Source organism: Caballeronia udeis (genome assembly GCF_001544555.2).
GTDB lineage: Bacteria > Pseudomonadota > Gammaproteobacteria > Burkholderiales > Burkholderiaceae > Caballeronia > Caballeronia udeis.
The window spans coordinates 17,151-41,724 of the sequence record NZ_FCOK02000012.1 but is presented as its reverse complement, the minus strand read 5'-3'; the positions used below and the strand labels follow the sequence as shown (position 1 = coordinate 41,724).

At 58.1% G+C, this 24,574-nt stretch carries 19 protein-coding genes; 9 read left to right on the top strand and 10 right to left on the bottom strand.

Translation table 11 applies throughout. The annotated features are described in order from the left end of the window. Nucleotides 1–66: 66 nt before the first annotated feature. On the top strand, nucleotides 67–489 hold the full coding sequence (locus AWB69_RS11410; RefSeq protein ID WP_062085012.1) for a hypothetical protein: 423 nt from the start codon (nucleotides 67–69) through the stop codon (nucleotides 487–489). 539 nt (nucleotides 490–1,028) lie between these two features. Next, nucleotides 1,029–1,730 carry a TetR/AcrR family transcriptional regulator gene (locus AWB69_RS11400; RefSeq protein WP_062085010.1) on the top strand — a complete coding sequence of 234 codons (702 nt, stop codon included), beginning with the start codon at nucleotides 1,029–1,031 and terminating at the stop codon, nucleotides 1,728–1,730. 356 nt (nucleotides 1,731–2,086) lie between these two features. Here AWB69_RS11400 and AWB69_RS11395 read toward each other — a convergent pair whose 3' ends face one another. Next, nucleotides 2,087–3,838 carry an FAD-binding protein gene (locus AWB69_RS11395; protein ID WP_062085009.1) on the bottom strand — a complete coding sequence of 584 codons (1,752 nt, stop codon included), beginning with the start codon at nucleotides 3,836–3,838 and terminating at the stop codon, nucleotides 2,087–2,089. Nucleotides 3,839–4,217: 379 nt separating this feature from the next. On the opposite strand from AWB69_RS11395, the gene AWB69_RS11390 reads away from it, so the two are divergent. After that, nucleotides 4,218–5,210: an ABC transporter substrate-binding protein gene (locus AWB69_RS11390; protein WP_062085008.1), complete on the top strand. Its 993-nt coding sequence runs from the start codon at nucleotides 4,218–4,220 to the stop codon at nucleotides 5,208–5,210. A 50-nt stretch (nucleotides 5,211–5,260) separates the two neighbouring features. Here the strand turns inward: AWB69_RS11390 and AWB69_RS11385 are convergent, their stop codons facing one another. Genes AWB69_RS11385 through AWB69_RS11375 form a run of 3 tightly spaced genes read right to left on the bottom strand, consistent with a single transcriptional unit; the run spans nucleotide 5,261 to nucleotide 9,873 of the window. Beyond that, complete coding sequence (locus AWB69_RS11385; protein ID WP_062085007.1) at nucleotides 5,261–6,034, bottom strand: SDR family NAD(P)-dependent oxidoreductase; 774 nt, start codon at nucleotides 6,032–6,034, stop codon at nucleotides 5,261–5,263. A gap of 39 nt (nucleotides 6,035–6,073) precedes the next feature. Beyond that, nucleotides 6,074–6,919 (bottom strand): 4Fe-4S dicluster domain-containing protein, encoded by an 846-nt coding sequence (locus AWB69_RS11380; protein ID WP_231937066.1) that lies wholly within the window; start codon nucleotides 6,917–6,919, stop codon nucleotides 6,074–6,076. Beyond that, entirely contained in the window at nucleotides 6,916–9,873 is a 2,958-nt protein-coding gene (locus AWB69_RS11375; RefSeq protein WP_062085005.1) for a molybdopterin-dependent oxidoreductase, read from the bottom strand. The genes AWB69_RS11380 and AWB69_RS11375 overlap by 4 nt, the downstream gene beginning before the upstream one ends. A 294-nt stretch (nucleotides 9,874–10,167) precedes the next feature. Between AWB69_RS11375 and AWB69_RS11370 the strand changes: the two genes are divergently transcribed. Further along, nucleotides 10,168–10,707 carry a MarR family winged helix-turn-helix transcriptional regulator gene (locus AWB69_RS11370; RefSeq protein WP_062085004.1) on the top strand — a complete coding sequence of 180 codons (540 nt, stop codon included), beginning with the start codon at nucleotides 10,168–10,170 and terminating at the stop codon, nucleotides 10,705–10,707. Between the two features lie 22 nt (nucleotides 10,708–10,729). On the opposite strand, the gene AWB69_RS11365 is transcribed toward AWB69_RS11370, so the two are convergent. Next, the gene (locus AWB69_RS11365) at nucleotides 10,730–11,665 is read right to left on the bottom strand and encodes a LysR family transcriptional regulator (protein ID WP_062085003.1); all 936 of its coding nucleotides are present in this window, start codon (nucleotides 11,663–11,665) and stop codon (nucleotides 10,730–10,732) included. 301 nt (nucleotides 11,666–11,966) lie between these two features. Here AWB69_RS11365 and gtdA point away from each other — a divergent pair, with 301 nt between their 5' ends. From gtdA to AWB69_RS11345, 4 genes are all read left to right on the top strand, one after another. Further along, nucleotides 11,967–13,013: a gentisate 1,2-dioxygenase gene (gene gtdA / locus AWB69_RS11360; RefSeq protein ID WP_062085002.1), complete on the top strand. Its 1,047-nt coding sequence runs from the start codon at nucleotides 11,967–11,969 to the stop codon at nucleotides 13,011–13,013. Between the two features lie 74 nt (nucleotides 13,014–13,087). Then, entirely contained in the window at nucleotides 13,088–13,786 is a 699-nt protein-coding gene (locus AWB69_RS11355) for a fumarylacetoacetate hydrolase family protein (RefSeq protein ID WP_062085001.1), read from the top strand. Nucleotides 13,787–13,833: 47 nt separating this feature from the next. Further along, nucleotides 13,834–14,475 carry a maleylacetoacetate isomerase gene (gene maiA / locus AWB69_RS11350; protein ID WP_062085000.1) on the top strand — a complete coding sequence of 214 codons (642 nt, stop codon included), beginning with the start codon at nucleotides 13,834–13,836 and terminating at the stop codon, nucleotides 14,473–14,475. Between the two features lie 128 nt (nucleotides 14,476–14,603). Continuing rightward, nucleotides 14,604–15,812 (top strand): 3-hydroxybenzoate 6-monooxygenase, encoded by a 1,209-nt coding sequence (locus AWB69_RS11345; RefSeq protein WP_062084999.1) that lies wholly within the window; start codon nucleotides 14,604–14,606, stop codon nucleotides 15,810–15,812. A 181-nt stretch (nucleotides 15,813–15,993) separates the two neighbouring features. On the opposite strand, the gene AWB69_RS11340 is transcribed toward AWB69_RS11345, so the two are convergent. The 5 genes from AWB69_RS11340 to AWB69_RS11320 all read right to left on the bottom strand — a co-directional run bounded on the left by AWB69_RS11340 (nucleotide 15,994) and on the right by AWB69_RS11320 (nucleotide 23,060). Then, the gene (locus AWB69_RS11340; protein WP_062084998.1) at nucleotides 15,994–17,064 is read right to left on the bottom strand and encodes a porin; all 1,071 of its coding nucleotides are present in this window, start codon (nucleotides 17,062–17,064) and stop codon (nucleotides 15,994–15,996) included. Between the two features lie 161 nt (nucleotides 17,065–17,225). Then, nucleotides 17,226–18,242 carry an ABC transporter permease gene (locus AWB69_RS11335; protein ID WP_231937065.1) on the bottom strand — a complete coding sequence of 339 codons (1,017 nt, stop codon included), beginning with the start codon at nucleotides 18,240–18,242 and terminating at the stop codon, nucleotides 17,226–17,228. An 8-nt stretch (nucleotides 18,243–18,250) separates the two neighbouring features. After that, entirely contained in the window at nucleotides 18,251–20,728 is a 2,478-nt protein-coding gene (locus AWB69_RS11330; RefSeq protein WP_062084996.1) for an ATP-binding cassette domain-containing protein, read from the bottom strand. Nucleotides 20,729–20,750: 22 nt separating this feature from the next. Further along, nucleotides 20,751–21,899, bottom strand: a complete 1,149-nt coding sequence (locus AWB69_RS11325) for a substrate-binding domain-containing protein (protein ID WP_062084995.1) — start codon at nucleotides 21,897–21,899, stop codon at nucleotides 20,751–20,753. Between the two features lie 618 nt (nucleotides 21,900–22,517). Beyond that, on the bottom strand, nucleotides 22,518–23,060 hold the full coding sequence (locus tag AWB69_RS11320) for a MarR family winged helix-turn-helix transcriptional regulator (RefSeq protein ID WP_062084994.1): 543 nt from the start codon (nucleotides 23,058–23,060) through the stop codon (nucleotides 22,518–22,520). A gap of 481 nt (nucleotides 23,061–23,541) precedes the next feature. Here AWB69_RS11320 and AWB69_RS11315 point away from each other — a divergent pair, with 481 nt between their 5' ends. Next, nucleotides 23,542–24,486, top strand: coding sequence for a 3-keto-5-aminohexanoate cleavage protein (locus AWB69_RS11315; RefSeq protein ID WP_062084993.1), 945 nt, complete (start codon nucleotides 23,542–23,544; stop codon nucleotides 24,484–24,486). The last annotated feature ends 88 nt before the right edge of the window (nucleotides 24,487–24,574 follow it).

Sequence of the window (24,574 nt, the reverse complement as noted above, 5' to 3'; positions counted from 1 at the left end):
ACCGGGCAAGCTTGACTTCATGCATTCAAATCTATAAATTATCGAATAATAAATCAAATAGGATCGATGTTTTTGGCAGGTGGTTCCGCGACGTTCCATGAGCACTACTGCGGTGGTATCAACAGACGTTACTTCTGCATCATGGAACAACGGTTCTTGCGACCGCTTTGGGTGGAAGTGCGGGCGGAATTCGGCTTGATCGGACCTGAAGCACTTCCGATTACCAACGACGAACTTGACTACATCTGGTCATTCCACGGGGGCACCTGCTATCACGGCATCCGGCAATACGCATTCGGGAACGAGAAGCCGGGAGCTGCCGTATCAGGAAAGGATCTGCCGCGTGTTCTGATTGGTGCATTCGTCGAAGCAGCGCCTCGGGTCGTGGCTTACCTTCTTGAGGTAAAGGGCCGCAAGCGACATCGACATGCCGTCGGCAAAGCGGGCGGATCTTCGAGCACGGGCCTCTTGATACGCAATGGAACGTGATGGATCTCCAGAGCATCACGGGTGTCTGGGAAAGGTCATCTGCGGACGAGCAAACAGAGCGGGAGGGGGCGGTGAACTTTAACTGGGGCGTAATGCGTGGTGTATGGCGACGGATTTCTGCAGGATCGCGCCGCTGGATTGACGAGTCGATCCGGCTGCGCGGCCAGGCGGAGACAGTCTATTTTTGCGATGACGGAGACGGGAAATGGCCACCGACGAGTAACGACCGCAGGCTGTTTTGAGTGACATGCCAATACCGGGTCTACTCCGCACATTGTCGATATAATGCACAAGCATCCTATATCGACGATGCACCATACGTGAGCTACCAGGGATTTCAATACATTGGGTTGCTCGCCATGAACGGGCAGCTAGTCCTGGCTACGGGCAGTAGTTTTGAAAAACGCGCCGGCACTTTACCCGAAGAAGTTGGCAGCCAGTTCCTTTGTTGGCAACGGGCAGGCGACTACCGCCCAAGGTCCAAGTTACGGTAACGGTCCAGAAAATGGCAACTGACTTTCGAGAGGGCGCAACGTAACGTGAACGGCAGAGCGAAATCGACCCGCACCAGCGCTGTTGTCTCTGCGGTGCCAGAAAAGCGGCGCCGGCAATCGCCAGACGAGCGGCGGGCGCAGATAATCCGGGAGAGCATCAATTTCTTTTCCGAACATGGCTTTGCTGGCTCAACCCATGACCTGGCGAAACAGATTGGCGTCACCCAGCCGCTCATGTTTCGTTACTTCGAATCGAAAGATGATCTGATTGACGCAGTGTTCAACGCCGTGTTCACCCAGCGTTGGGACAGTCAGTGGCCCAAACTGATCCGTGACCGGTCACTTCCGCTTCGGGAACGGCTTGTCCGGTTTTATAACTCCTACCTGAAGGTGGTCTTCAATCGCGATTGGATGAGACTTTATGTCTTCGCGGGGCTCTCGGGTGTGGAAATCAATCGGCGGTATTTCCGTATCCTTGAGCAGCGTATTCTGATACCGCTATGCGAGGAATTACGCGCCGAATACAGGATGGCGTCCGGGGTCGAGATTCCCATTACGGAAGGCGAACTTGACTACGTATGGTCTTTTCACGGTGGGATTTTCTATCACGGGATCCGGCGTTGCGCCTTCGGCACTTCAACGGACCACGAGCTAAGCCAAACGGTACTCGATGTGACAATTGACGCCTTCATCGGCGCGGCTCCGCACGCGATCGCCCGGTTTACAGACGAGGCTCACCGTCCCTGATATTTCCCGCAATCAGGCGGTTGCTACACTGCAGCGCCGGGCGGGAGACATGGATACAGATCCTTGCTGTTAGAGCGGGCGATATCCGTGTACCGCGTCAGACGGATTCGTGGCAAGCGATCTTCCGAGTCTTCAGTACATTTACTTCGTAGTGCAAAAACTATAAATTAAGGAGACAAACGTCCGTAGAGGGCTCTAACTTCGCGAAGCATGGGGGCGCTCGACGGCGCAAAGTGTGGCGGCATAAGAGACTATGCGTTTTCGTTTTTCGAAAGAAATGTGCTTCTGTTCGAACGGCACACGGAAATATCGTCCTTGGTCTCCAGGGCTGCTGTTACACAGCGAGCATTCATCGACTAAGCAGTAGGAACTTTATAGTTAGAAGCGGCCGGAGGGTTTTCCTCGCTTCCGACCTTCGCGTGCTCACTTCTGGCAATAGACAGGGCGGCCAGGTAACCGAACGTCAACGCGGGCCCGAGTGTAATCCCGGCGCCAATGTAGCGCCCGCCCACGGGCGAGTTCATGTCGTTGCCGCAAGCATAGAGCCCGGGAATGGGACGGTTATCGTGATCGAGAACCTCGCCGTGACCTCCGGTCACCAAGCCACGGCTTGTACCAATGTCGCCCGGCATCAGCTTGACAGCGTAAAAGGGTCCTCGCTTAATGGGTCCGAGGCAGGGGTTGGGTGAGTGTGCGGGATCGCCCTTGTAAATGTTGTAGGCGGACGATCCCTTCCCGAAATCTGCGTCCACGCCGGTGGTTGCAAACTGGTTGTTGCGCACGACGCTACGTTCCAGTCCAACCGGGTCAACGCCGATCTTGCCGGCAAGCTCAGCCAGCGTCCGGCCGCTGAAGAGGTATCCCGCCTTCTCATAGCGCCGCAGCGACAAACTGCCGGGAAGGATGACGCCAATGCCGTACTTTTTTACAGCCGCTGCATCGGCAATCAGATAGGCCGGGATGGCGCCGGCATCGAACATTCCGAGGGTGAAGTCGTGGTACGACGCCGCCTCGTTGGTGAAGCGGTTCCCGTCCTTGCCCACTGCAATGAACCCGGGCTTGGGACGGTCAAGCATGAAGTGTCCCCACAAGACCTTATCGCCCGTTTCGTTCGAAAGCACTGACATGGGCACATAGAAACCCGTGTCTTCGGAGTTGTGGTCAAGTCGCCCCCCGGCCGATAAACCTAGACGAATACCTTCGCCAACGTTGTCAGGCAGTCCGAGTCCCAACTCGACCGTGGGCTTGCGTGAGTGTTCCCGGCGCATTTCCTGGTTGCCCGTATATCCCCCGGTCGCAATGACCACGCCCCGGCGAGCCCGAATTCGAATGATTTGGCCGTCCCGAACCGCTTCTGCACCCACGACGGTACCGTCATCGATGATCAGCCTGGTGGCGGACGACTTCAGCAAGACTTCAATTTCCCGATCCAGCATGGTCTTGTACAGGCGGGCAATAAGCGCATTTCCGCCCACAAGCCGGGTGCCACGGTGATAGCTCAGCCGATCCACGCCATAGCGCAAAAAGCGCTTTAGCACGTGGAAGAACGAACGCGGCGATCTTGTAAAGGACAGGAAGTGGAGCAAGTCAACAAGGTCAAGCATCATTCCGCCGAAGGGTGCAAACGCCGGTAGCGGAGCACGTAGATTCTTGAAGCTTGGCCCAAGCTTGCGAGCGTCGAATTCCAGCGGGGCGTGAGCGCGACCGAACATGCCTCCTTCCAGCTCGGGCTGGTAGTCGGGGTAGTCGACTGCCACCACCTCCAGCGCGGAGTTGCGCAACATATAGTCGAGAGCGGCTCGTCCTTCGCGGATGTAGGCTTCCTGCAATGAGCGCTCGACACTCGTACCGACAGTATTGGCGAAGTATTTCCGCGCCTTATCAAACGAATCTTTGAAGCCCGCGGCTTGCATTGGCGTGCTGTCGACGAACCACATCATTCCCACTGACCACGCCGAAGTTCCGCCGACCTGATCAGTCTTCTCGAGAACGAGCGGTACAAGCCCCTCGTTCTTCGACACGATCGCCGCCGTCATTCCCGCGGCGCCGGCGCCCATGATGATGACGTCGACCTCGCGGTCCCAGTTCTCCGTCGTTGTGGTGCCCATGGCGTTTGTCCTGTGTTTAAGCGTTTCTGACAGATCCCCGGTGCGCACGCGCGTGGCTGAAAAGCGGTCGCGCCACACTAGCGTAGTACCCATTGTGCTTCGGTCATATTATTCGATATAGCATCATGCCGATAAATATCGATCTATATCAAATGATGTGTCTAAGAACGAACAATGTCAAGAAATTCCACGAAATCCACTGGCGCATCTGGTCGGTTTCCCTTGCTGCGGGTGCACATGGTTCTCGCCGAAGAGCTCGCAGAATTTCTTGACAGAAATCGTTCCATGAAAGATGATTCGATATAAATCGAATAGACAGCTTTGCATAGGACCGGAGTAAGCGCTAAGGCGCTAACTCCGGTCGATATTGGAGGAAACAATGAGCAAGCTTCAGTTGTCCATCGCAGTAGGCAACTACGACCGGATCAGGCCTTTGGTTGACGGTGAAATTCAGATCGAGGGTGTGGACCCGGTCTTCATGTTGCAGGATCCCGAAGAGATCTTCTTCCGCGCTTTCAGACACGCGGACTTCGATATTTGCGAACTCTCGCTCAGCAGCTACTCAGTAAAAACTGCTGTCGGGACTTCACCCTACATCGCGGTGCCGGTCTTTCCATCGAGAGCCTTTCGACACACGTCCATTTACGTGCGCACGGATCGGGGCATCAACAGCCCGGAAGATCTGAAGGGCAAGCGCATCGGCGTGCCGGAATATCAGCTGACGGCGAACGTCTGGGTACGTCTTCTTCTCGAGGAGGAGTACGGTGTCAAGCCTTCCGATGTGACCTGGGTACGCGGCGGATACGAAGATCCAACAAGGGTGGAGAAAATCACGCTGAACCTGCCTTCGGATGTCAGGCTGGAGAACGCGCCTGAAGGCAAGACGATCTCAAGCCTGCTGGCGGATGGGGAGATAGATGCCGTCATTGGACCGCGAGCGCCTTCATGTTTTGACCGTGGCCATCCCCAGGTCAAGTATCTGTTCGATGATCCGCACCAAGCTGCAGCAGACTGGTACGCGCGTACGAAGCTGTTCCCGATCATGCATACGCTTGGAGTCAGGAGGACGCTGGCAGAGAGTCATCCCTGGCTCCCAGGTGCATTGACGAAGGCATTTGAGAAGTCTAAAGCCCTCGCGTTGGCACGCTTGAGCGATACGGCGGCTACCAAAGTGACCCTGCCGTTCGTTGAGGATCATTTACGTGCCGCTCGAAAACTGATGGGTACGGACTTCTGGTCATACGGTTTTTCGGCGAATGAGCATGCTATTGATCGTTTTCTCGACCGTCATTTTGCAGAGGGGCTGTCAAGCCGCCGGCTTGAAGCGCGTGAGCTGTTTCATCCGGCGACCCTGGAAAGCTTTGCCATCTGAACGAGAGTCGCGGGGCTCTAGCGCCCCGCGATGAATGCAAACTCCACAACTCAAGCGCGATATGCGGGAGCGCCCTGTGGGGCACGGGACGCGCCGCCATCAATAACGATTTCCGCTGCCTGCATGCTGCTTGAGTGGTCCGAAGCAAGGAAGAGCGCGGCTTGGGCTACCTCCTCGGCACTGTTGAAACGGCCAATCGGAATACTTCTGACCAGGCTTTTTTCAAGCTCCTGCAATTCCCTCTCCGTATGAGCGATAGTGCTCCAGATTGGAGTTCTAGTGGGACCAGGAACCAGCGTGTTCACGCGAATGCCTTTAGGCGTGAGTTCCGAGGCTAACGCACGCGCCATGCCCGATAGTCCGGCTTTGCTCGCAGCGTACGCCCCGAATCCTGCAATTCCCATTGTTGCGACCACGGATCCAATCAGGATAACTGATGATCCGGAACGCAAGAATGGCAGCGCCGCCTGAACTGTATAGAAGCTTCCGGCGACGTTGATCCTGAGTATGCGTTCAAAGAGCTCACTGGACGTGCCTTCCAGAGGTGTGGGAGATACAACGCCGGCACTTGCAAACAGAACGTCGATATGACCAAACCGGCGACCCACTTCCGAGAACGCCACGCCGAGGGCCTTGGTGTCAGTGACATCAGCCTCAATCGTCATGACCTTGGCGCCAAGCTGACTGCGAGTGGCACCAAGTGTTTCCGGATTGTTGCTTAGGATAACCACGTCCGCACCCGCTTCCAGGAACAGCCGTGCCGAAGCGAATCCGATTCCACTGTCCCCGCCTGTGATAACCGCCACCTTGTCGTTCAACTCCATGCTTTAGTCTCCTGCGATTGTTGGAAAATGGACAAGACATCAACACAGCAGCGTGCCAAGGTTGACGCTCCCTGTGCGCTCTCTTGTTGCGATGATTTTTTCATTGCCGTCCTTTCGGACTCGCAGTTCGATTGTCGACGTCTGCTCAGTCAGACCTGAGAACCGGAAATCCCCGAAATGATCGGTGGTTGTCGTGCGTTCGTCGCCGCCGGCGGAGTCGTGCAGCACAACCTCGACTCCCTCCAGGTTTCGGAGCTGACCGTCGCCAGTGGCTTCGCAGACGTTGCCTGCCACCAGATGGCTTAGCGCGTCATCCAGATTGCGGTAGAAGACGCGAGGCCTTGTGCCGAGCTCCGGGCGAATGACCGTCAGGTGTTCGGTCTTTACCATTTGTTCCAGTTCACTGTCCGGCATGTTTAGTGCACGTATTGCCTTGGTCGGGCAGGCTTGTGCGCAACGCGGTTCTTTCCATCCGGCGTCGAGCAGGTGCGCGTCAAAATTCCAGTTCTGCGGTACCTGTTCCTGTTCGTTCCATTCAATCATGCCGTAGGGGCAGGTCTTCACCAGATCCCGTCGGCCGCGTGACTTCTCCGGGTCAATGACGACCACGCCGTCCGGGCGTTTATAGATTGCCCCATCGGCCGCTGCCTTGACGCATGGCGCGTTGTCGCAGTGATTGCACATCTTCGGGATATAAGTCACGTCCACCAGCGATCCCTCTCCCCGGACGTGGCGTTCGACACGAATCGTATCGAGACCCTCCGGAGGGTGCGGTGCCGAATAGCCCGGGAATGTGTTGCCCGTGTACTCGTCTTTTGTCGAGATCACGCAGTTTCTGCAATTGATGCAGAGAGAAACGTCGACTACCAGTGCCCAACCGGTCATGCTGCCTTCTCCAGTGTTGTGTCCCATTTCTCTACCTCCACCCAGCAACTGTTCGGAACAATCCCGTCCGCGGTCGCGCTCATCTTTTGCCCCGGCGTCAGGAGGTTGAGACAACCTCCGCGATCAACCATGCCTATGGAAGTCTGGATCAGATCGAGTTCACCGCATGACTCGTTGCCGCGCGCCACGCCATCCTTGACGAGCTGCGAAACGTCTATCGCGCAGATGACCGACGCCTGCGCGTTGTAGACCCTGACCAGATCGCCCGAGCGCACGCCGCGCGCCGAAGCATCGTTGGGACCCATTCGCAGGACCCAGTATCGATAGCCTCCCACGTTCATCCGGTGCTCATTGATCGTGCTGATGTGACTATTCTTCCCATCAGCCTGGGTATGGAAGCTGTAGACCGGGTGATTGGTGACGAGTTGTAGCGGGAACCTTTGTTTCACACCGCTTTGACTGTTGATGTACCGATTGACCGCCGGACGCGCGGGATCGATCTGCTCGATACGGCGCAGGCTGGATGGAACAAACTCGAACTTGCCCGATTGCGTTGGCAGTCCCTGGCTGAAGCCAGTCGAATACACGCCCGGAAGAGGATTCGCCTCCGGCAAGTCCTTGGTGCGGCCCTCGGCGAACCAGCGCATGTCCACCGGCTGCTTGTCGTCGTCCTTGGGGGGCGGCACGACGTGGTAGCCCTTCTGCAGGAATTTCTTCCAGGTGGTTTGTTTGGGCAAGTCCGTCGAGTTGAAGATCCGCTCGCACCAGGTCAACTCCGATCCGCCGCCTTCGGAGTACATGCCGCCGTAGCCGAGTCTTGTCATGATCTCCAGGAAGATCTGATAGTCGGATTTGGATTCACCAAGAGGCTCGATGCATTTGTGCTGCATGATCATCATGCGGTGATTGAGTTGGCTCTGTGCATGCTGGATATAGCCGCCACTGTTTGCCCATTCGGAAATATCGTCACGCTCAAGGGCGGTACAGGCGGGCAGGATGATGTCTGCAAACTGCGCTTCGTTCTCCATCCATACCGACTGATTGACGACGAACTCGAGGGATGGATGACGATACGCTTCGACCAGTCTGTTCGAGCCCGGGACCGTGCCGAAAGAAGACGATCCGTAGCGGTACAGCATGTGAACCCGCGAATGGCCCAGCTTGGGATACGAGTATTGACCGAATTGCCCTTCAACCGAGAAGCCGTCCCACAAGTAGCCGTCCGCATGTCCCTGCGTAATCGCCTCGGCAAGCCGTTGGCGAGGGATGGACTGTTTCACCGGATTGATCGTGATGATGTGAGGCATGCGGCAATAGTTGTTGGCCGCGCTCGCCGTGTAGTTCAGGTCGCCCGAGATTCCTCCCTCGGCGTAGCCCGGAAAGTAAAAATTCAGGTCCTGGGGCGCGCCGATCTGCAGATTGCCAAAGTTGATCCCGGGCTTTCCCCATCCCTGCATGGCCATCATCATGACGAGGCTTCGCGTCCATTGGGCCCCGGCCTCGGTGCGGCATGCTCCGCCAAAGCCTGCGCCGAGGCCTCCTGCAGCGAGGTAGGTCTTCTTTGACGCCCACAACGTCGCGAGACTGCGGACATCTTTCGCAGGAATGCCGGTTTCAGACTCTTGCCATTCCGGCGTCTTCGGCGTGCCGTCCTCTTCACCGAGAACATAAGCACGCCATTCGTCGAAGCCGGTCGTCTTGGATGATACGTATTCCTTATCGTATCTTCCGCTGACCATCCATTCATGCATGATGGCGATCGCTAGCGCCGAGTCGGTGCCGGGTTTGATGGGTAGCCATTTTCCGCCGAGGAACTGGGCGGATTGCGTCAGGTACGGGTCAATGTGAACGAACTGGATTCCGAGCTGCTTGGCCCACAAGCGACGCTCAGTGCCTTCGAATCCGGCATAGACCCCGCTGGTCGACTCGGGATCGCTCGACCAGAAAACGATCACCTCCGCGTGTTCAAGGCAATCCTCCGTTGTGCCGTAAAAGCTCGGTGTGCCCAGACGCAGACTGTTGCCGTAGTGATGCATGGCGCCCCAGTACCAGCCTTCCCAGCTGATCGGGCTCATTTCGACGCGGGTGTAGCCAATCAGGTTGCCGAAGCGCTGCATGGCGCTCAGGTAGTAGTTGATGTTCCCCCACTGGTGGTGCGCACCCGTGGCCATCGCAATAGCACCGGGACCATGCTCCTGCTTCATGCGGCGGATTTCGCCGGCGACAATGTCGAGCGCTTCGTCCCAACTGATTCGCTCGTAGCCTGAAACTCCCCTGTTCTGCAGATTGCGTTCACCCTTCGGGTTGAAATCAACCCGCTTCATCGGATAAAGAATTCGCTTGTCGGAATAAACGAGCGATTTGAGCGAGAGCGCGTGCGGGCTGACGGTTGCACGCCGTGCAGGCGAAAACCGGCGACCGCGTGCGGTGATGGTCCAGCTTGGTCCGTCCTCATCCGCCAGATCAATGGGCGTTGTCCGGATGATCTTGTCGTCCTTGACGAAGACAAAGACTGGCCCCCCATTGGTGAGCGTGACATAACGGGTGGTCCCATCTTTCATCCGGGTGCCCTTGCGCCAGGACCCCGTCTTCATGGTGTTCACCAGTTGACCGAACCAGACGAGCGCTTCATCGCTGCCGCCCTGTGTGATCTTGAAGTTCTTGAGTGCATCGATCAGGAACGCGTGATCGGTCGTGGGCGCAAGCATTTGGCGTGCGGTGGCCACGTCCATGAAGACAAGCTCGGCATCAGGCTTGCTGTTCACGCCCCACTGCGCGGACACCGTGCCGTTTCTGAAATGAAGTTGCCTCGCGAGACTGTTGTCCCGCAGCCGGAGCTGGATGACCCAGTGTCCTGATCCGAGATGTTCGCGTACGGATGGAAACCTTCGCGCCGCCATCCGTAAAGCGAACGGCATCAGCCAGAGTATGAGTACGAGGATATGTCTTTGCATGTGAGTCGTGAACCTGAGCTGAAATACATCTGCGCGTGGCGCAGCGGCTGACCCTAAGTTTTTCCCACGAAGCGGTCGCAAATTTGGCCGTATGTTGTATGATCTTTCTTGTGACGGATGATCTGTAAAAAGATGATTCCGGCTAAGATCGATTTATATCGAATGATGTGTTTTAGAATGAATAAAGTCAAGGACCCTAGGGAATGCCCTTGGTCCGACGCTGTTAGCTGCCGTCTTTTTTCTCCAATCGGATTCATGTCCGGGCTGGAGATCCCAACGTCGAGGAATGAGCGAATGGCTAAGTCGAACACTGCTGCGGTCAAAGCAATTAAAGAAGCTGCCGTGTCACTGGTCCCTGCGGCGAAACAACCGTCTGAGGTTTTTGATGATCGCGGCAGAACCGTTCCGTGGATGGCCAGAACGGTGCACCGGCTCTACGACTCCCAGGCGCAGAAGATTCTGGACCGGGAGAACATCGCCATTGCGTACTGGTACTACTTACGGGTATTGGCGGAACGGGGCGAATTGAATCAGCTTGAACTGAGCAAACGCGTGGGGATTGCGTCGACTACCGCGGTGCCCGCCCTGGACAACCTTGAGAAACGCGGCCTCGTGCAAAGAACTCGCGACCCAAACGACAGACGAAAGTACTTCGTCAATCTGAAGCCGGAGGGGAAACGTCTGGTCGACGAGCTTTTGCCGGAGTTGACCGACATGATCTCCGCGTCGCTCGACGGTATTACCCAGAAAGATATGCGCATTTTCTGGAAGGTCATGCATCAGATCGAAGCAAACCTTACGCAGAAAGCTCAGGGCGATACGGTCGTGGATTGAGCCTTGCAGCGTGTTTGAAGCCTTAAACGGTGTGCCATTCCTTCATGTGCGGGTCCGCGAACGTGCGAAGACTCTCTAATGCCATGGCCACCGCAATGCGATTGACGTTTTCCGCGTGCCAGTAGACCGAGACGGATCCAAAGCCCTCGAGTTGAATTGGCAGAATGCGAAGCGCGTTCAATTGTTCGAATCGAAGCGCGGCCCGATGCGACGCGACGCCCACCAGTTCCGTGTTGTTCAGCAATGTCAGGTTGAGAATCGATGAATTGGATTCGACACAATGGCCCGGCAGTGCGCGTCCCACCGTCGCAAGCGCCGCCTCCAGTGCGGTTCGCACAGGCGTGCCTTGCGGCCAGACGATCCACGAATAGGAGAGGACGTCATCCCAGGTGAGCGTTGAGTTCCCGGCGAGCGGATGCTGCGGTCCTGCGACGAAGTTGATCGGTTCCGTGTAGAGCGTCTCCGTTTGCAACTGCGGATCATCGTACTGCTGACCCGACCGCCCGACCACAATATCCAGTTCGCCGCGCGCAAGTTGCGGCATGAGCTGGTTCATCGTGCTCTCCACGAGCCGCACCTGTGCGCGAGGCATGCGCTCCAGAAGCCGGGCTACGGCTAGGGGCACTGTATCGGCCGCCGATACACCCGATGTTCCAATGTTCACGACGCCGCTGCCGCCTTCACGCATGGCCTGCATGTCGTCGCGCGCCACATCGAGATGTGCTTCGATGCGGCGCGCATGTTCGATCAGCGCCTCGCCATACGATGTGGGCCGTAAGCCGCGCGCGTGTCGCTCGAATAGCGGCACGCCGACGTCTTCCTCCAGTTCCTTGAGCCATTTCGACAACGCCGGTTGCGTCGTGTTGAGCGCCGCCGCCGACTGACTCAAATTGCCTGTGCTCGCGAGGCTCAGCAGCACCTGCAGATGCCTCAGACGAAGACGGTAAGTCCAGTCCATCGCGCAATCCTCCAGTCCCCTGCAACATGTTGTTGCTCACACTCTCCGCTACGGCTGCGGAGATATACCCGAAACCATATGGATCAGATGTTTTTGCCATTTTACGCGGTATGGCTTTGTCGCATATAAATCAAGTACGGGGCCGATGAGCAGACGCGTGATTAGCCGACGCGCGGCCTAAGAGACATCAGCGTAAGCATCTTGCATGGGGCTGGAGTAAGCGCTGAAGCGCTAACACAGCCGCTTTGCATGGGACCGGAGTAAGCGCTGAAGCGCTAACACCAGCCGACAGGAGACACGAATGACGAACAACAATCCAGGCGCCGCGCGCGCAGCCTATTACGAGCAAATCGCGCAGCAGCGCATGGCGCCGCTGTGGGAGTCGCTTCACAACCTCGTGCCGAAAGCGCCGCAACCGAAAGCCCAGCCGGCCATCTGGAAATACCGCCAGGTGCGTGATCTCGTGATGCAGGCCGGTTCCGTCATCAGCGCCGAAGAAGCCGTGCGCCGTGTCCTGGTGCTCGAAAACCCCGGTTTGCCCGGCAAGTCGAGCATGACGCCGAACCTCTATGCCGGACTTCAACTGATCCTGCCTGGCGAGATCGCGCCAAGTCACCGGCATACGCAGTCGGCGCTGCGTTTCATCGTCGAAGGCAAGGGCGCGTGGACGGCCGTGAACGGCGAGCGCACGACCATGCATCCGGGTGACTTCATCATCACGCCGTCGTGGACTTGGCACGACCACGGCAACCCGTCGGTGGAAGACGGCGGCGAGCCCGTGGTGTGGCTCGATGGCCTCGACATTCCCCTCGTTGCCCAGATGGACGCCGGTTTCGCCGAGAACTACCCCGAGGCCACGCAGCCAGTGTCGCGCCCCGAAGGCGACAGCTTCGCGCGCTTCGGTCACAACATGGTGCCCGTGCGGCATCGCGTGTCCGATCCGACCTCGCCGATTTTCAGCTACCCCTATGAGCGCAGCCGCGAAGCGCTCGACGCACTGTATCGCAACGGCGAACTCGACGATTGGGACGGCGTAAAGCTGCGCTACGTGAACCCGGCGACAGGCGGCTGGCCGATGCCGACCATCGCGACGTTCATGCAATACCTGCCCGCGGGTTTCAAGGGCCGCACGTACCGCAGCACCGACGCGACCGTCTATTGCGTCGTCGAAGGCACGGGCACGGTGAAGATCGGCACCGACGAATTCACGTTCGAGCCGCACGACGTGTTCGTCGCGCCGTCGTGGGCGCCCGTGCAACTGGCGGCATCGGCGGAAAGCGTGGTGTTCAGCTACTCGGATCGCCCCGTGCTCGCCGCGCTGAATCTGCTGCGCGAAGAACGCAGCTAGACGTATCTGCTTCCTTTCCATGCGCCGCATCGGCGGTGCATGATTAAACCTTTATCTATCGAGTCGAACTCATCATGTCTTTTGTATTCCCGCCCGAAGCGCCCGTCGCTGTTCCCGTTGCCGGTAGCGACGCTCAATTCGCAGTGCGCCGCGTCTATTGCGTAGGCCGCAACTACGCGGCGCATGCGCGCGAAATGGGCTTCGATCCCGATCGCGAACCGCCGTTCTTCTTCTGCAAGCCGGCCGATGCGGTCGTGCCTGTCGCCTACGGGGACACGCTTGAACTGGCTTACCCGTCGCAGACGGAGAACTACCACTACGAAGCGGAACTCGTCGCTGTGATCGGCAAGAGCGGTTCGGATATCCCGGTCGAACGAGCGCTCGATCATGTATGGGGCTATGCAGTCGGTCTCGACATGACGCGCCGCGACCTGCAGATGAAGATGCGCGAGATGGGCCGTCCGTGGGAGATTGGCAAGGCGTTTGACGACTCGGCGCCTATCGGACCGATTCATCCGGCAAGCGAGGTCGGTCACTTCGAGAACGCCGGCCTGTGGCTCACGGTCAACGGCGAGACCAGGCAGAAGAGCGATGTGTCGCATCTGATCTGGTCGGTCGCGGAGACGGTTGCGTATCTGTCGAAGTTCTTCCGCCTTGAACCGGGCGACGTGATTTTCACGGGTACGCCTGAAGGCGTCGGAGCGGTTAAGAAGGGCGACACGATGAAGGTCGGCATCGAGCGTCTTGGCGAAGTCACGGTGCGTGTGGCTTGAGATATTTCGCTTGAGACGCGTAACCTGCATTGACCGGAGATTTACCCGTGCAACTTCATAGCTTCTTCAACAGCTCGACGTCGTACCGCGTACGCATTGCGCTCACGCTCAAGGGCATCGCGTATGAGACGCTGCCCGTCAATATCCGCGTTGGTGAACATCGCGCAGCGGACTATGTGGCGAACGTGAATCCATCCGCGTCGGTGCCTGCGTTGATCGATGACGATTTCAGACTCGGCCAGTCGCTCGCGATCATCGACTACCTCGACCAGAAGGTTCCCGAGCCACGCCTGATTCCGTCTGAACCGGTAATGCGTGCGCGCGTGCTCGAGTTCGCTGCGCTGATTTCTTGCGATATCCATCCCCTCAATAACCTGCGGGTGTTGCGATATCTGGAAAGCGAACTCAAGGTTACGCCACAGCAGAAGAGCGCGTGGTATCGGCACTGGATCGGGGAGGGCATGGCAAGCGTCGAGCGTCTCCTCGAACGCAGCAACGCGGGTCCGTGGTGCTTTGGTGCGCGATTGACACTCGCCGACGTGTGCCTTGTGCCACAGATCGCCAACGCGCTGCGCATGGACTGCGATCTGAGTCCGTATCCGCGCAGTCTCGCGGTCTATGAACACGCACTGAAACACCCGGCATTCGACGCCGCGCAGCCGCAGCGCCAGCCCGATTACATCGCTTGATTGCAGGGGGTGCGACGGTGTTGCATGGGACGGGAGTAAGTGCTCTGCATGGGAACAGAGTAACGCGCTGAAGCGCGAACTCTGATCGACAGCTGAAGCGCCAACTCTGGTCGACAATGGAGACAGACATGAGTGAGACAAACAACAAAGGCCGGCGCGTGCTCGTCATCGGCGGTGGCATTGGAGGCCTCGCCACCGCATTGGCGCTGGCGCGTCAAGACATTCGCGTGCAACTGCTTGAGCAGGCCCCTGAGATCGGGGAAATCGGCGCGGGAATCCAGTTGGCCGCAAACGCGTTCAACGCACTCGATGCGCTAGGCGTCGGCGAGGCAGCGCGTAGCCGCGCCGTATTCACCGACTACCTGAAATTAATGGATGCGCTTGACGCAAGGGAGGTGGCGCGGATCGACGTAGGCGCCCCGTACCGCGCGCGCTTCGGCAATCCGTATGCGGTGATTCATCGTGCCGACATTCACCTGTCGATTCTCGAAGCCGTGAAAGATCATCCGTTGATCCAGTTCCGCACCAACACGCAGGTCTGCGAGCTCGACCAGAACGCCGACGGTGTGACTGTCATTGATCAGAACGGCGAGCGATACCACGCGGATGCCGTGATCGGCTGCGATGGCGTGAAGTCGGCAATACGCAAGGCATTGATCGGCGACGAACATCGCGTGACAGGGCATGTTGTGTATCGCGCCGTCGTTGAAGTCGAAAACATGCCGGAGGATCTGCAGATCAATGCACCTGTGGTGTGGGCCGGTCCGCATTGCCATCTCGTGCACTATCCGCTGCGCGGCGGCCGCCAATACAACCTCGTCGTCACGTTCCACAGTCGCGAGAAGGAGGAATGGGGGGTGCGCGAAGGCAGCAAGCAGGAAGTGCTGTCCTACTTCGAAGGCATTCATCCGTTGCCTCACCAGATGCTCGACCGGCCGACTTCATGGAAACGCTGGGCGACGGCGGACCGGGACCCCGTCGAGCACTGGAGCTATGGACGCGCGACGGTGCTCGGTGACGCCGCGCATCCGATGACGCAATACCTGGCGCAAGGCGCCTGCCAGGCGCTCGAAGATGCGGTTACGCTCGGCGCCGCTGTCGCTGCCACAGATAACGATTTCGAAGCCGCGTTCAAGCTATACGAGACCGCACGTATTCCACGCACGGCGCGCGTTCTGTATTCGGCACGTGAGATGGGCCGTATCTATCACGCGAAGGGCGTCGAGCGACAAGTTCGGAATTCGCTTTGGGTCGGCCGCACGCAGGAGCAGTTCTACGACGCACTGCAATGGCTGCACGGCTGGCGTGCGGAGGAATGTCTGAAGGGCGCAATCTGAGGCGCGGCGGGGTAAGCACAGCCTGTTCAATGCCCGGCGATGACGGTGACTTGAATCATCGTCATCGCCGGGCATCGAACCACAGCCCCGAGGACGCGAAGCGAGCAAGGTGATATTCCAACGCGGCGTGCGCGACTGCAGGCGATGGCGTACAGGTATCTGTACGCCATCAAGCCATCGCTTAGAAGTAGTGCATGATGCCGAAGTAGCCACCTTGCTGGTTGTGGCCCGGCAGTGGTTGGGAGTCGGCTGTCTCAACCGGGAACGCTGAGTTCTTGCCGTTGAACATCGCTCCGAGGGTCAGGTAGAGGAAGGTCCGTTTTGACAGGTTGTAGGTGGTGGCGATAGCGCCGAGATTTCCCTCTCCGCCGCCATGATTGACGTTACCGTGATACCAGCCGGCCTGGACGGCGAGGGCAGGGGAAACCTGATACGAAGCGCCTATCCACTCCTGCTGGCTGCGTGTGGCGGCGGAAGGATTGAACGAAGTAGCGACTGTGTCCTTCCCGGATGAGGCCAGTTGCTGATAGCCGGTGTAGAACTTGACCGGGCCTACTGTATAGGTGGCGCCGGCCATGTATTCTCGTGACGCCGCGAACAGATCTGAAAAGGTACCGTTGGCGTCGCGGATTTCTTCATACACTCCGTACCCGGCGAAGCTGGTGCCTACATACTGTGCGCTCACACTGAATTGACGTCCGGCCTGGAAGTTTCCTGCGACATTGCCAAATCCGTTCTGCACGTGGAAAGAGAAGCCGGCCCACTCGGGTGAGTTGTAAGTGACCACGTTTGACCGCGGCCCCCACGCTCGCCCGTAGGCGAAGTTGCCAACACCTATCCCCACCTGCTCGCCCAGAGGGTCAATGTACCAGCCGGTTGTGTCGGTCAGGCTCATGGCCTCTCCGAACCAGATACTTCCGAATTTGTCGTGGGACAAACCCACATAGGCGTCGCGGGTGAAGATCGTGTTGGGTGGAGTCTGCCCGGTTCCTGAGGTGAAAAGGCTTTCGAGTTTAAAGACAGCGTGTACGCCCGCCCCGAGGTCTTCATTGCCTGTCAGGCCAAACCAGCTGTACCCGTACTGGTCGCTGCCCAACCTGAAATTTGTCTTCGACTGGCCGTTTGGCGTTGCGACGTTGGTGACGAAATCGAGACCCGATGCGACGCGTCCATACAGGGTCACCGTGCTCTGCGCGTAGGTGTTGCAGGCGCAGAAAGCCATCAACGACGCACAATAAATGATCTTTCTCATTTCGTCATCCTTAATATATAGAAGAATATCCAGTGGTTGTTTGACGACCTCTTCCGGGTCGTTGCAATCCGCTTGAAAAATCAGGTCCTCAGCCAGAAATTCCCGTCTTTCGAGTCAATACAACGCCAGGGCCCGGAAGAGAATGGCGCGGACCTCACCTACTACTTTCCACTACGTGCTCTTGCGAAACGTATCGCCGCCGGCAGATAGCGAACCGTCGTTGCGAGCAGAATCGCGCAGGCCTGGACCAGCAACTGAACTGCCGGCCCTGCACCCAGTGCCAGCACAAGTTGGCTGAGCTGTGCCATGAACAGCGCCGCGACCGCGCTGGCAATCACGCTGCCTTTTCCGCCAGTGAACGGCGTGCCGCCGACAACGACAGCCGCAATGGCCGGAAGCAGATAGTCATTGCCCGACGTCTGCGACGCGCTGCCAATGAACCCGGCCAGGAGCATTCCGGCGGCAGAGAAGCAGACCGCGGACGCGACGTAAGCACCAATCCTGTACTGCAGGACTCTCACCCCGGCAGCTTCTGCCGCACGCGGATTGACACCCACGGCCACAAAGCGGCGTCCGATCGCGGTTTTCCGGGTAATGAACCACGCCGTTATCACGAACGCGAAGGCGAACAGCACATTGGCGGGCAAACCGATGAACTGGGCGTGGGAGATCGTCTGCATGACGGTCGGGACGTTGACTGGCACAGCGCCGGTCAACGAGCGCACGCCGCCAATGAGAAGCGCGTTGACCGCCAACGTTGCAACCAGCGGTGTGATAGCAAACTGCGAGACCAGGGTTCCATTGACGATTCCGACAATCGCACCCACGCACACGGTGAAGATCACGGCAAGGACGATGGAATCGAGACCAAATCCGGTGCGCGCCATCACCACGCCCGCCAGCGAGACCATGCCGATTGCCGACATGTCGAGCCCGCGCTGCTGGATAACCAGGGTCTGTCCTGTTGCGACAATGGCGAGGATGCCTGCGAACGGAAGCATGGCCAGGATCGAACCACGGGTCATGGTGCCAGGCGCGACCACCGAACTGACGGAGAAGAGAATGATCAATCCGACCCAGATCCACGAGAACTCACTGAATGCTGGAATTCGAGCTGACTTCGACTCCGCGGAGGGTGACCGCAAGAGATCCGACACCGCATCTGGCTGATTGCTCATGATCTTTCTCATTTTGCCACCGCCATTTCGCGGCTCTTGGAATAGAGGGCGACAGATACGAGGATCATTCCGCCCAACAGATAGGACTGCCATGAATCACCAATGTCCAGAAATGACGTGACCACATTGACCTGGATAATGAGGAGGGCACCCAGCAGGGAACCGATAAAGGACCCGCGTCCGCCAAACAGGCTTGCCCCGCCAATGACGACGGCTGCGATGCTCGCCAGCGTGTAGTTGATGCCTGCGCTCGGGTCGCCGGATCCTACCTGCGCCATCATCGGCACTGCGGCGACTCCCGCGAGGAGCGAGCAACCCACATAAGCTGAAAGCAAGGTCAGTTGCGGGCGAACACCGGCCATGCGGGCGGCCTCGCTCCGTGAGCCCACGCCGCGAAACGCGAGACCTGGCCGGGTCTTGAACAGGGCAAACTCAAGCGCGACGGCGAGAATGACAGCAACGATCGCGATGATCGGTATAAAGCCGGCCTGCGCACTAATTGTCTCGACCACCGAATCAGCAATCAGCCCGCCCGGAACAGGGCGTAAAAGCAGGGAAACCGCTTGCAGGGCCATATAGGTCGCTAGCGTTGCAACCATTGGATGCAGCCGGAAGGGCCCGACCAATACCCAGTTCACCAGCCCGACTGCCATGGCGACGAGAAACACGATGACCCAGCCCGACAACTGATGGCCCAAAGGGGACCCGTCGTTCAGGAAGAAGGACTGTATGACGACCATCAGGCCCATCAGCGGACCGACAGACAGGTCGATGCCTCCGACCAGCATAAGCGCCTGCTGCCCATAGGCGACGATAGCCAGCGTCGCCACCAGCGCCAGCATGCCACTCAGGTTTCGCGTGGACAGGTAAGTCTCGTTGACATGCGCTGCATAGATGCCCAGAGTGCAGACTGCCAGTGCAAGCATGACAAGAGGGGCCCAGTCTCCGGCTGCCCACTTCCAGAATCCCGAAATGCTTGCCGAGCCCCTCTCACGCTCAGTGGTCGCAGTAAGCACCGCAGACGTGATGTTGCTCTCGCTGACGGCTGCGTCGCGCAGTTCCTTTACGATGTGCCCGCGAGAGAAAATCAACACGCGGTCGCACAGACCCGCCACTTCCATCGCGTCCGAGGAAACGACGATGACAGCGGTGCCGGTTGCGGCGGCCTGACGAAGCACCTTGTAAATTTCCATCCGGGCGCCAACGTCGACGCCTTGCGTCGGTTCGTCGACGAGGAGCACCTCGGGTTTGCTCGCGAGGACGCTCGCCAGGACGAGCTTTTGCTGATTGCCGCCCGACAGGGAGCGGATTGGCGTCTCAACGGACGGCGTCTTGACTGCGAAACCTGCTACCGCGAGCTTGGTGCGTGTGGCTTCACTCCTTTGGCTGACCCAGCCCTTGAAGGAGTCGAACGGAAGACTGCGGATAGAGAAGTTCTCGCGCACGGAGAGGTCACCGAAGATGCCTTCCCTGTGCCGGTCGCCCGGAAGGTAGCGAATGCCTGAAGCGGCCGCTGCCTGCGAACTGCGCAGTTTCGCCGGCTTCCCGTTCACGTTGACGCCCCCACGGCTTCGGGCCAGACCGGCAAGGCCGCGCATGAATTCGCGCTGTCCGTTGCCGTCTATGCCGGCCAGGCCCACGATTTCACCCTTGCGGACCTGAAGCGATACATCGGTGAAGCCTGCACCGCGTAGCGACACCACATCGAGGACCGTGCTGGTCTGGCCATCTCCCGCTTTGGCGGGAAATTCGCGGTCGAGCGCGCCACCCACGATGAGTTCGACAATCCGCTGCTCACTGAGGCCGGCTGCGTCGTAGGTCCCTTGCCCTTGTCCATCGCGGAGCACGGTAAGACGATTGGCGATTTCCTGTACTTCACGAATGCGGTGCGAGATATAGACGACTGAACAGCCTGACGCAGTCACTTGACGAATGCGTTCAAAGAGGCGATCGACGTCTTCCGCCAGCAGATGTTCGGTCGGTTCATCCAGGACCAGGACCTTAGGTTTGGCGGCGAGTGCTTTTACGATCTCGACAATGAAGCGTTGTTCAGGGTTCAAGCTCAAAACGCGCTCGCTCACGTCAATCGCAACCTTGTCACTCCACTGCCCGAGGAGTTGCTGTGCCCACTCCCTTGTTCGCATGAGAGCCGGACGTTGGTCCGCGGGTACGCCGAGATAAAGATTCTCCGCGACGCTCAGGTCGGGCATGAGAGCCGGTTCCTGTCGCACGATCGCCAACCCCAGTCGCCGCGCCTCGTCGGTGTTTCCCCTGGCTTCCACGCCATTGATCACGACACGCCCTTGCTCGGGGATGAGTGCGCCGGACGCGACAGCCATGAGCGTGGACTTACCCGCGCCGTTCTCGCCGACGAGCCCGTGCACTTCTCCCGCCAGCACTGAGAATGTGACGTTATCGAGTGCGCGCACACCAGGGAAGATCTTGGTGACGCCGTCAATCTGCAGCAATGTGTTCTGGTCGTTCATGATTTATCCCGGGCTATTACTATTACTGCTCAAACACTGCCTTGAGCTTTTCTGGGGGAAGCGCTGAGGAAAGGTCGGCATCGGGCGGTACGCTCGGATCGCACTTGGGATCGAGACCCTTGGCGCTGTCTGCGTATGCGGACGGAAGAACCGCGGGCGACTCGTTGTCTGTCGTGCCCTGATAGGCCGCTACCCCATGTCGCACTGCAAAGCGCACGTAGGTCGTGGTGCCATCGAGCGTGTAGTAGGGAAAGGCGGTTCCAGCCTTCCTGGCCGACAGGTAATGGCAGTTCAGCTCGTTGTCGCTCGCGATCGTTACGATGGCCGGTACCGAAAGATGTGCCTGTTCGAACGCCTTCGCTGCTGCGAGCGCAGTCACGCCATAGTCCGTGACGATCGCGTTAATTTGCGGGTACTGTGCGATGAGACCCGCCGCGGCCTTTTGCGCGTCCACCGGGTTCCAGTTCGTTACAACGAACTGTTCGTTCAACAGCTTCAGGTTCGGGTACTTCTTGAGACCACCCCTCAGGCCATCCATGAAATTTTGCGACGGTGCCGCGCCAGGCGATCCACCCATGAACACCACGTTGCCTCTCTTGACGTTTGCTCCGAGCCAGTCAGCCCAAAGAATGCCGATCTGCTTCGAGTCTCCGACAACGTTCACGACATAGTCGCGCCCGGGAACTCCCGCTATCTGGGCTGAATACGGCACAACCTCCACTCCGGCTTTCATGGCCGCTCGCATGGCCGGGAGTTGCACGGCGCCAAAATCCGGCAGCATGATCAGGACGTTGACGCCTTGGGCGACCATGCTGTTGATGTCCGAGTTTGCCTTCTGCGGGTCACCGTTGGCATTGCTGTAGATGATTCGCTTGACGTTCTTGCAGTGGCTTAGCTCATCCTTGACTTCGGCAAGACCTGTTTTGCGCCAGGTATTGCCGCCGTATCCGTCAGACACGCCGACGATCATCGGCTTTGACCCGCAGAGCGGGGTGATGTCGCCCTGGCGGTTCGTGAGGGAGTCTTCTGCCGCGTGGGCTGCGGTGCAGATCAGACCTGCCGAAACCAGCAGACCGATCTTGCGAAGAGCGTTCTTGACTCCTTTCGCAACAAGCCGGTTTTGCATTTTTTTCGGCGCTGCAGCTTGCCAGACTCGGAACTTATCGAACATGACGATCCTCGAATTGAGTGATGAATATGGATTCAATGCTGGTTGAGACTGATAACGGAGCAGAAGACCGTGACCTCGGGTTTTTCATGTCGTCCACTTCGCTTCCATTAATTAGGTAGTCCTTTATTATTTGCGTAGCCTGATCAAAACGCGCGGACTCGTCGGACGCGGGACAGGTAAGATCGCCCTGGTCCTCACGTCATCTATTTATTTGATATCATATGATTCTGTAACGAATCGATTTATATCGAATAATGTGTTTCGGGGCGACCAAAGTCAAGAATCCTAGGGAATCTCCCTAGCGATCGACGGCGCGTGTGTGAGATTTCAGGCAGACCAGCTTTGACGCGAGCTACAGTGGGTGCCGGTCAGTGGCGACCGGATCTCTGCCACATGCCGCGTTGAGGACAGCCGTAGGGTAGGTGAAACAGGCAGTTCAGCCGCTCTGGTTTGGGTCTTGCCAAGAACGGATCCACAAGGTCTGGCAAGCGCCTTGCTGCCTTAAAGCGTCATGATTGAGTTTTATTGCGGCGCGACGTCCCGCAGCCGGCCATGCCGTCTTGCACTTATACGTGCCTTGTTCAAGGCGCTGATGCGTCGACCACAGACGTTAGCCTGCTAGTCGACGACTGTATTTTCGTTGGACTTTTCCGAGAGGTTTTGCGCGATCTGATGCAAAACCTTCCAGAAGGTGAGCGTCTCCTCAGGGTCCACGCCGTCAAAAGAGCCGGAGATCATGTGAATGATCTCCGGCATCATTTTATCGACCAGACGTTTGCCGTCGTCAGTGAGGCTGACGTAATACTTGCGCCGGTCCTTCGGATCACGAGTCCTCTTCAATAGACCACGCTTTTCCATGCTGTCCAAAGCGGGCACAGCGGTTGTCGAGGCAATTCCAACGCGCTTGCTCAGTTCCAGCTGATTCAGTTCGCCGCGTTGAGCCAGCACCCGCAGGTAGTACCAATGCGCAATGGACACTTTTTCCCGGTCAAGGATCCTCTGCGCTTGCATGTCATAGAGCCGATTCAAAGTTCGGGTCATCCACGGAACTGTTCTGCCCCGGTCGTCGAGGGTCTCGGGAATTTCCCCTCCCGCTGAACCGCACAATGGCTCGATGGAATCCAGGGTCGTATCGACTGAGGTGGAGTAGGGCTTGGCCATTCGCTCATTCCTCGACATGTAGATGCGACTCGGCGGTTAGCCGGGACGCTCAAACAAGGGCTGCAGTCAAAGCACTCCCCCTAGGGAATTCCCTACTGCACTTGACTTTATTTATTCCGAGTCACATCATTCGATATAAATCGATGTTGCTTGGAATCATTTTAACACAAATGATCCGGTTGGGAGAGGCGGTAGGCCGGTGGCGTGTCATTACTCGGTTCCGGGGTTGCGGGCAGCGTCGACGTTGTTTTGTATTGAAATAGGAATGCTAACAAATGGATCGTGCTGACAATAATATGCAAGTGAAATCGCCGCTGATGGGTATTGCGCCCGCCCACGCGTCGAATAACAAATCGAGTCGTCAGCGATGCACAACTGCTCCATGAGTTAGCAGCCCTGTCGGGACGCTTATTGCAAATCTGATTGCCGTTGGTTCGGAACAGTTCGAACCCTTACTTCACCACTTATGTCGAGGATTACCATGACTGAAAAACTGCCCCTTTGGGAAGCCGCCAAGCGCGAAATGGAGGAATACCAGTTCCTCGCCGGGCCCGAACTGCAGCCCAAATGGGATGTTCCGCAGAAGATTGCCATCAACGCAGCTGTGTCTGGGCGTTTTGAAAAGACCACGTCGCTTGAGGAATACGTGGATGCAGCGTCCAGCGTGATCGAAGCTGGCGCATGCGGCGTTCACATCGACTTTTCATGGATGACAGACAAACAGGGCCGACGCATGGACCGGGACATTCCGCCAGTCGAAGCCTATTCTGCGGTTCTGGAACCGCTTAGGAAGCGCTTTGGCAACGACTTCGTCCCGAACCTGAACGTGCTGCACGGAACGACCTTCGATATCTGCATGAGTCCGGCGCGTGCGGGATTGACCGAGGTAGCCCCGTGCGCCCCGGGCCACCCGGAAGCCTTCATGGTGCCGGCAATCGAAGCGCTGGAGGCGGCAGGCGTCAAGCCGGAATTGGCCGTCCATAGCTCGGGAGAGATTGAGCTTGCGAAGCGAAAGCTCATTGACACAGGCATTTTGAAGAAACCGTACAACTGGCTGCTTCTGTACGGGCTGCCGTTCAACGTGGGCCGCACCCTGGTTTCCGGCACCTCGGTCACCGATGCGCAGGACATGGCCCAACACATGTTCCTGATGGTCGACCAGATTCGCAAGATTGACCCGACCTCCGTCATCAGTGTTTGTGCGGCTGGACGCGCGACTTTGTACATGACGACGCTTGCCACGATGATGGGCTTGCACATCCGCATTGGCACGGAAGACACGCCCTGGAAGTATCCGAACAGCGACGAGCATCTCAAGGACAACCTTGAAATGTTCAACATGGCGCGTGACATCGCCGGCTTGCTCGGACGCACTCCGGCGACCGCGAACGAGTATCGGGCGCTGGTTGGAAAGCCGGCCCGCTAGTCACACCTGCCGGCGGCGCTGCGAAAGCGGCGCCACTTGCACACGCGACTGTTCGTCCGGCTTTTGCATAAGATAGATCGCAGGGAGG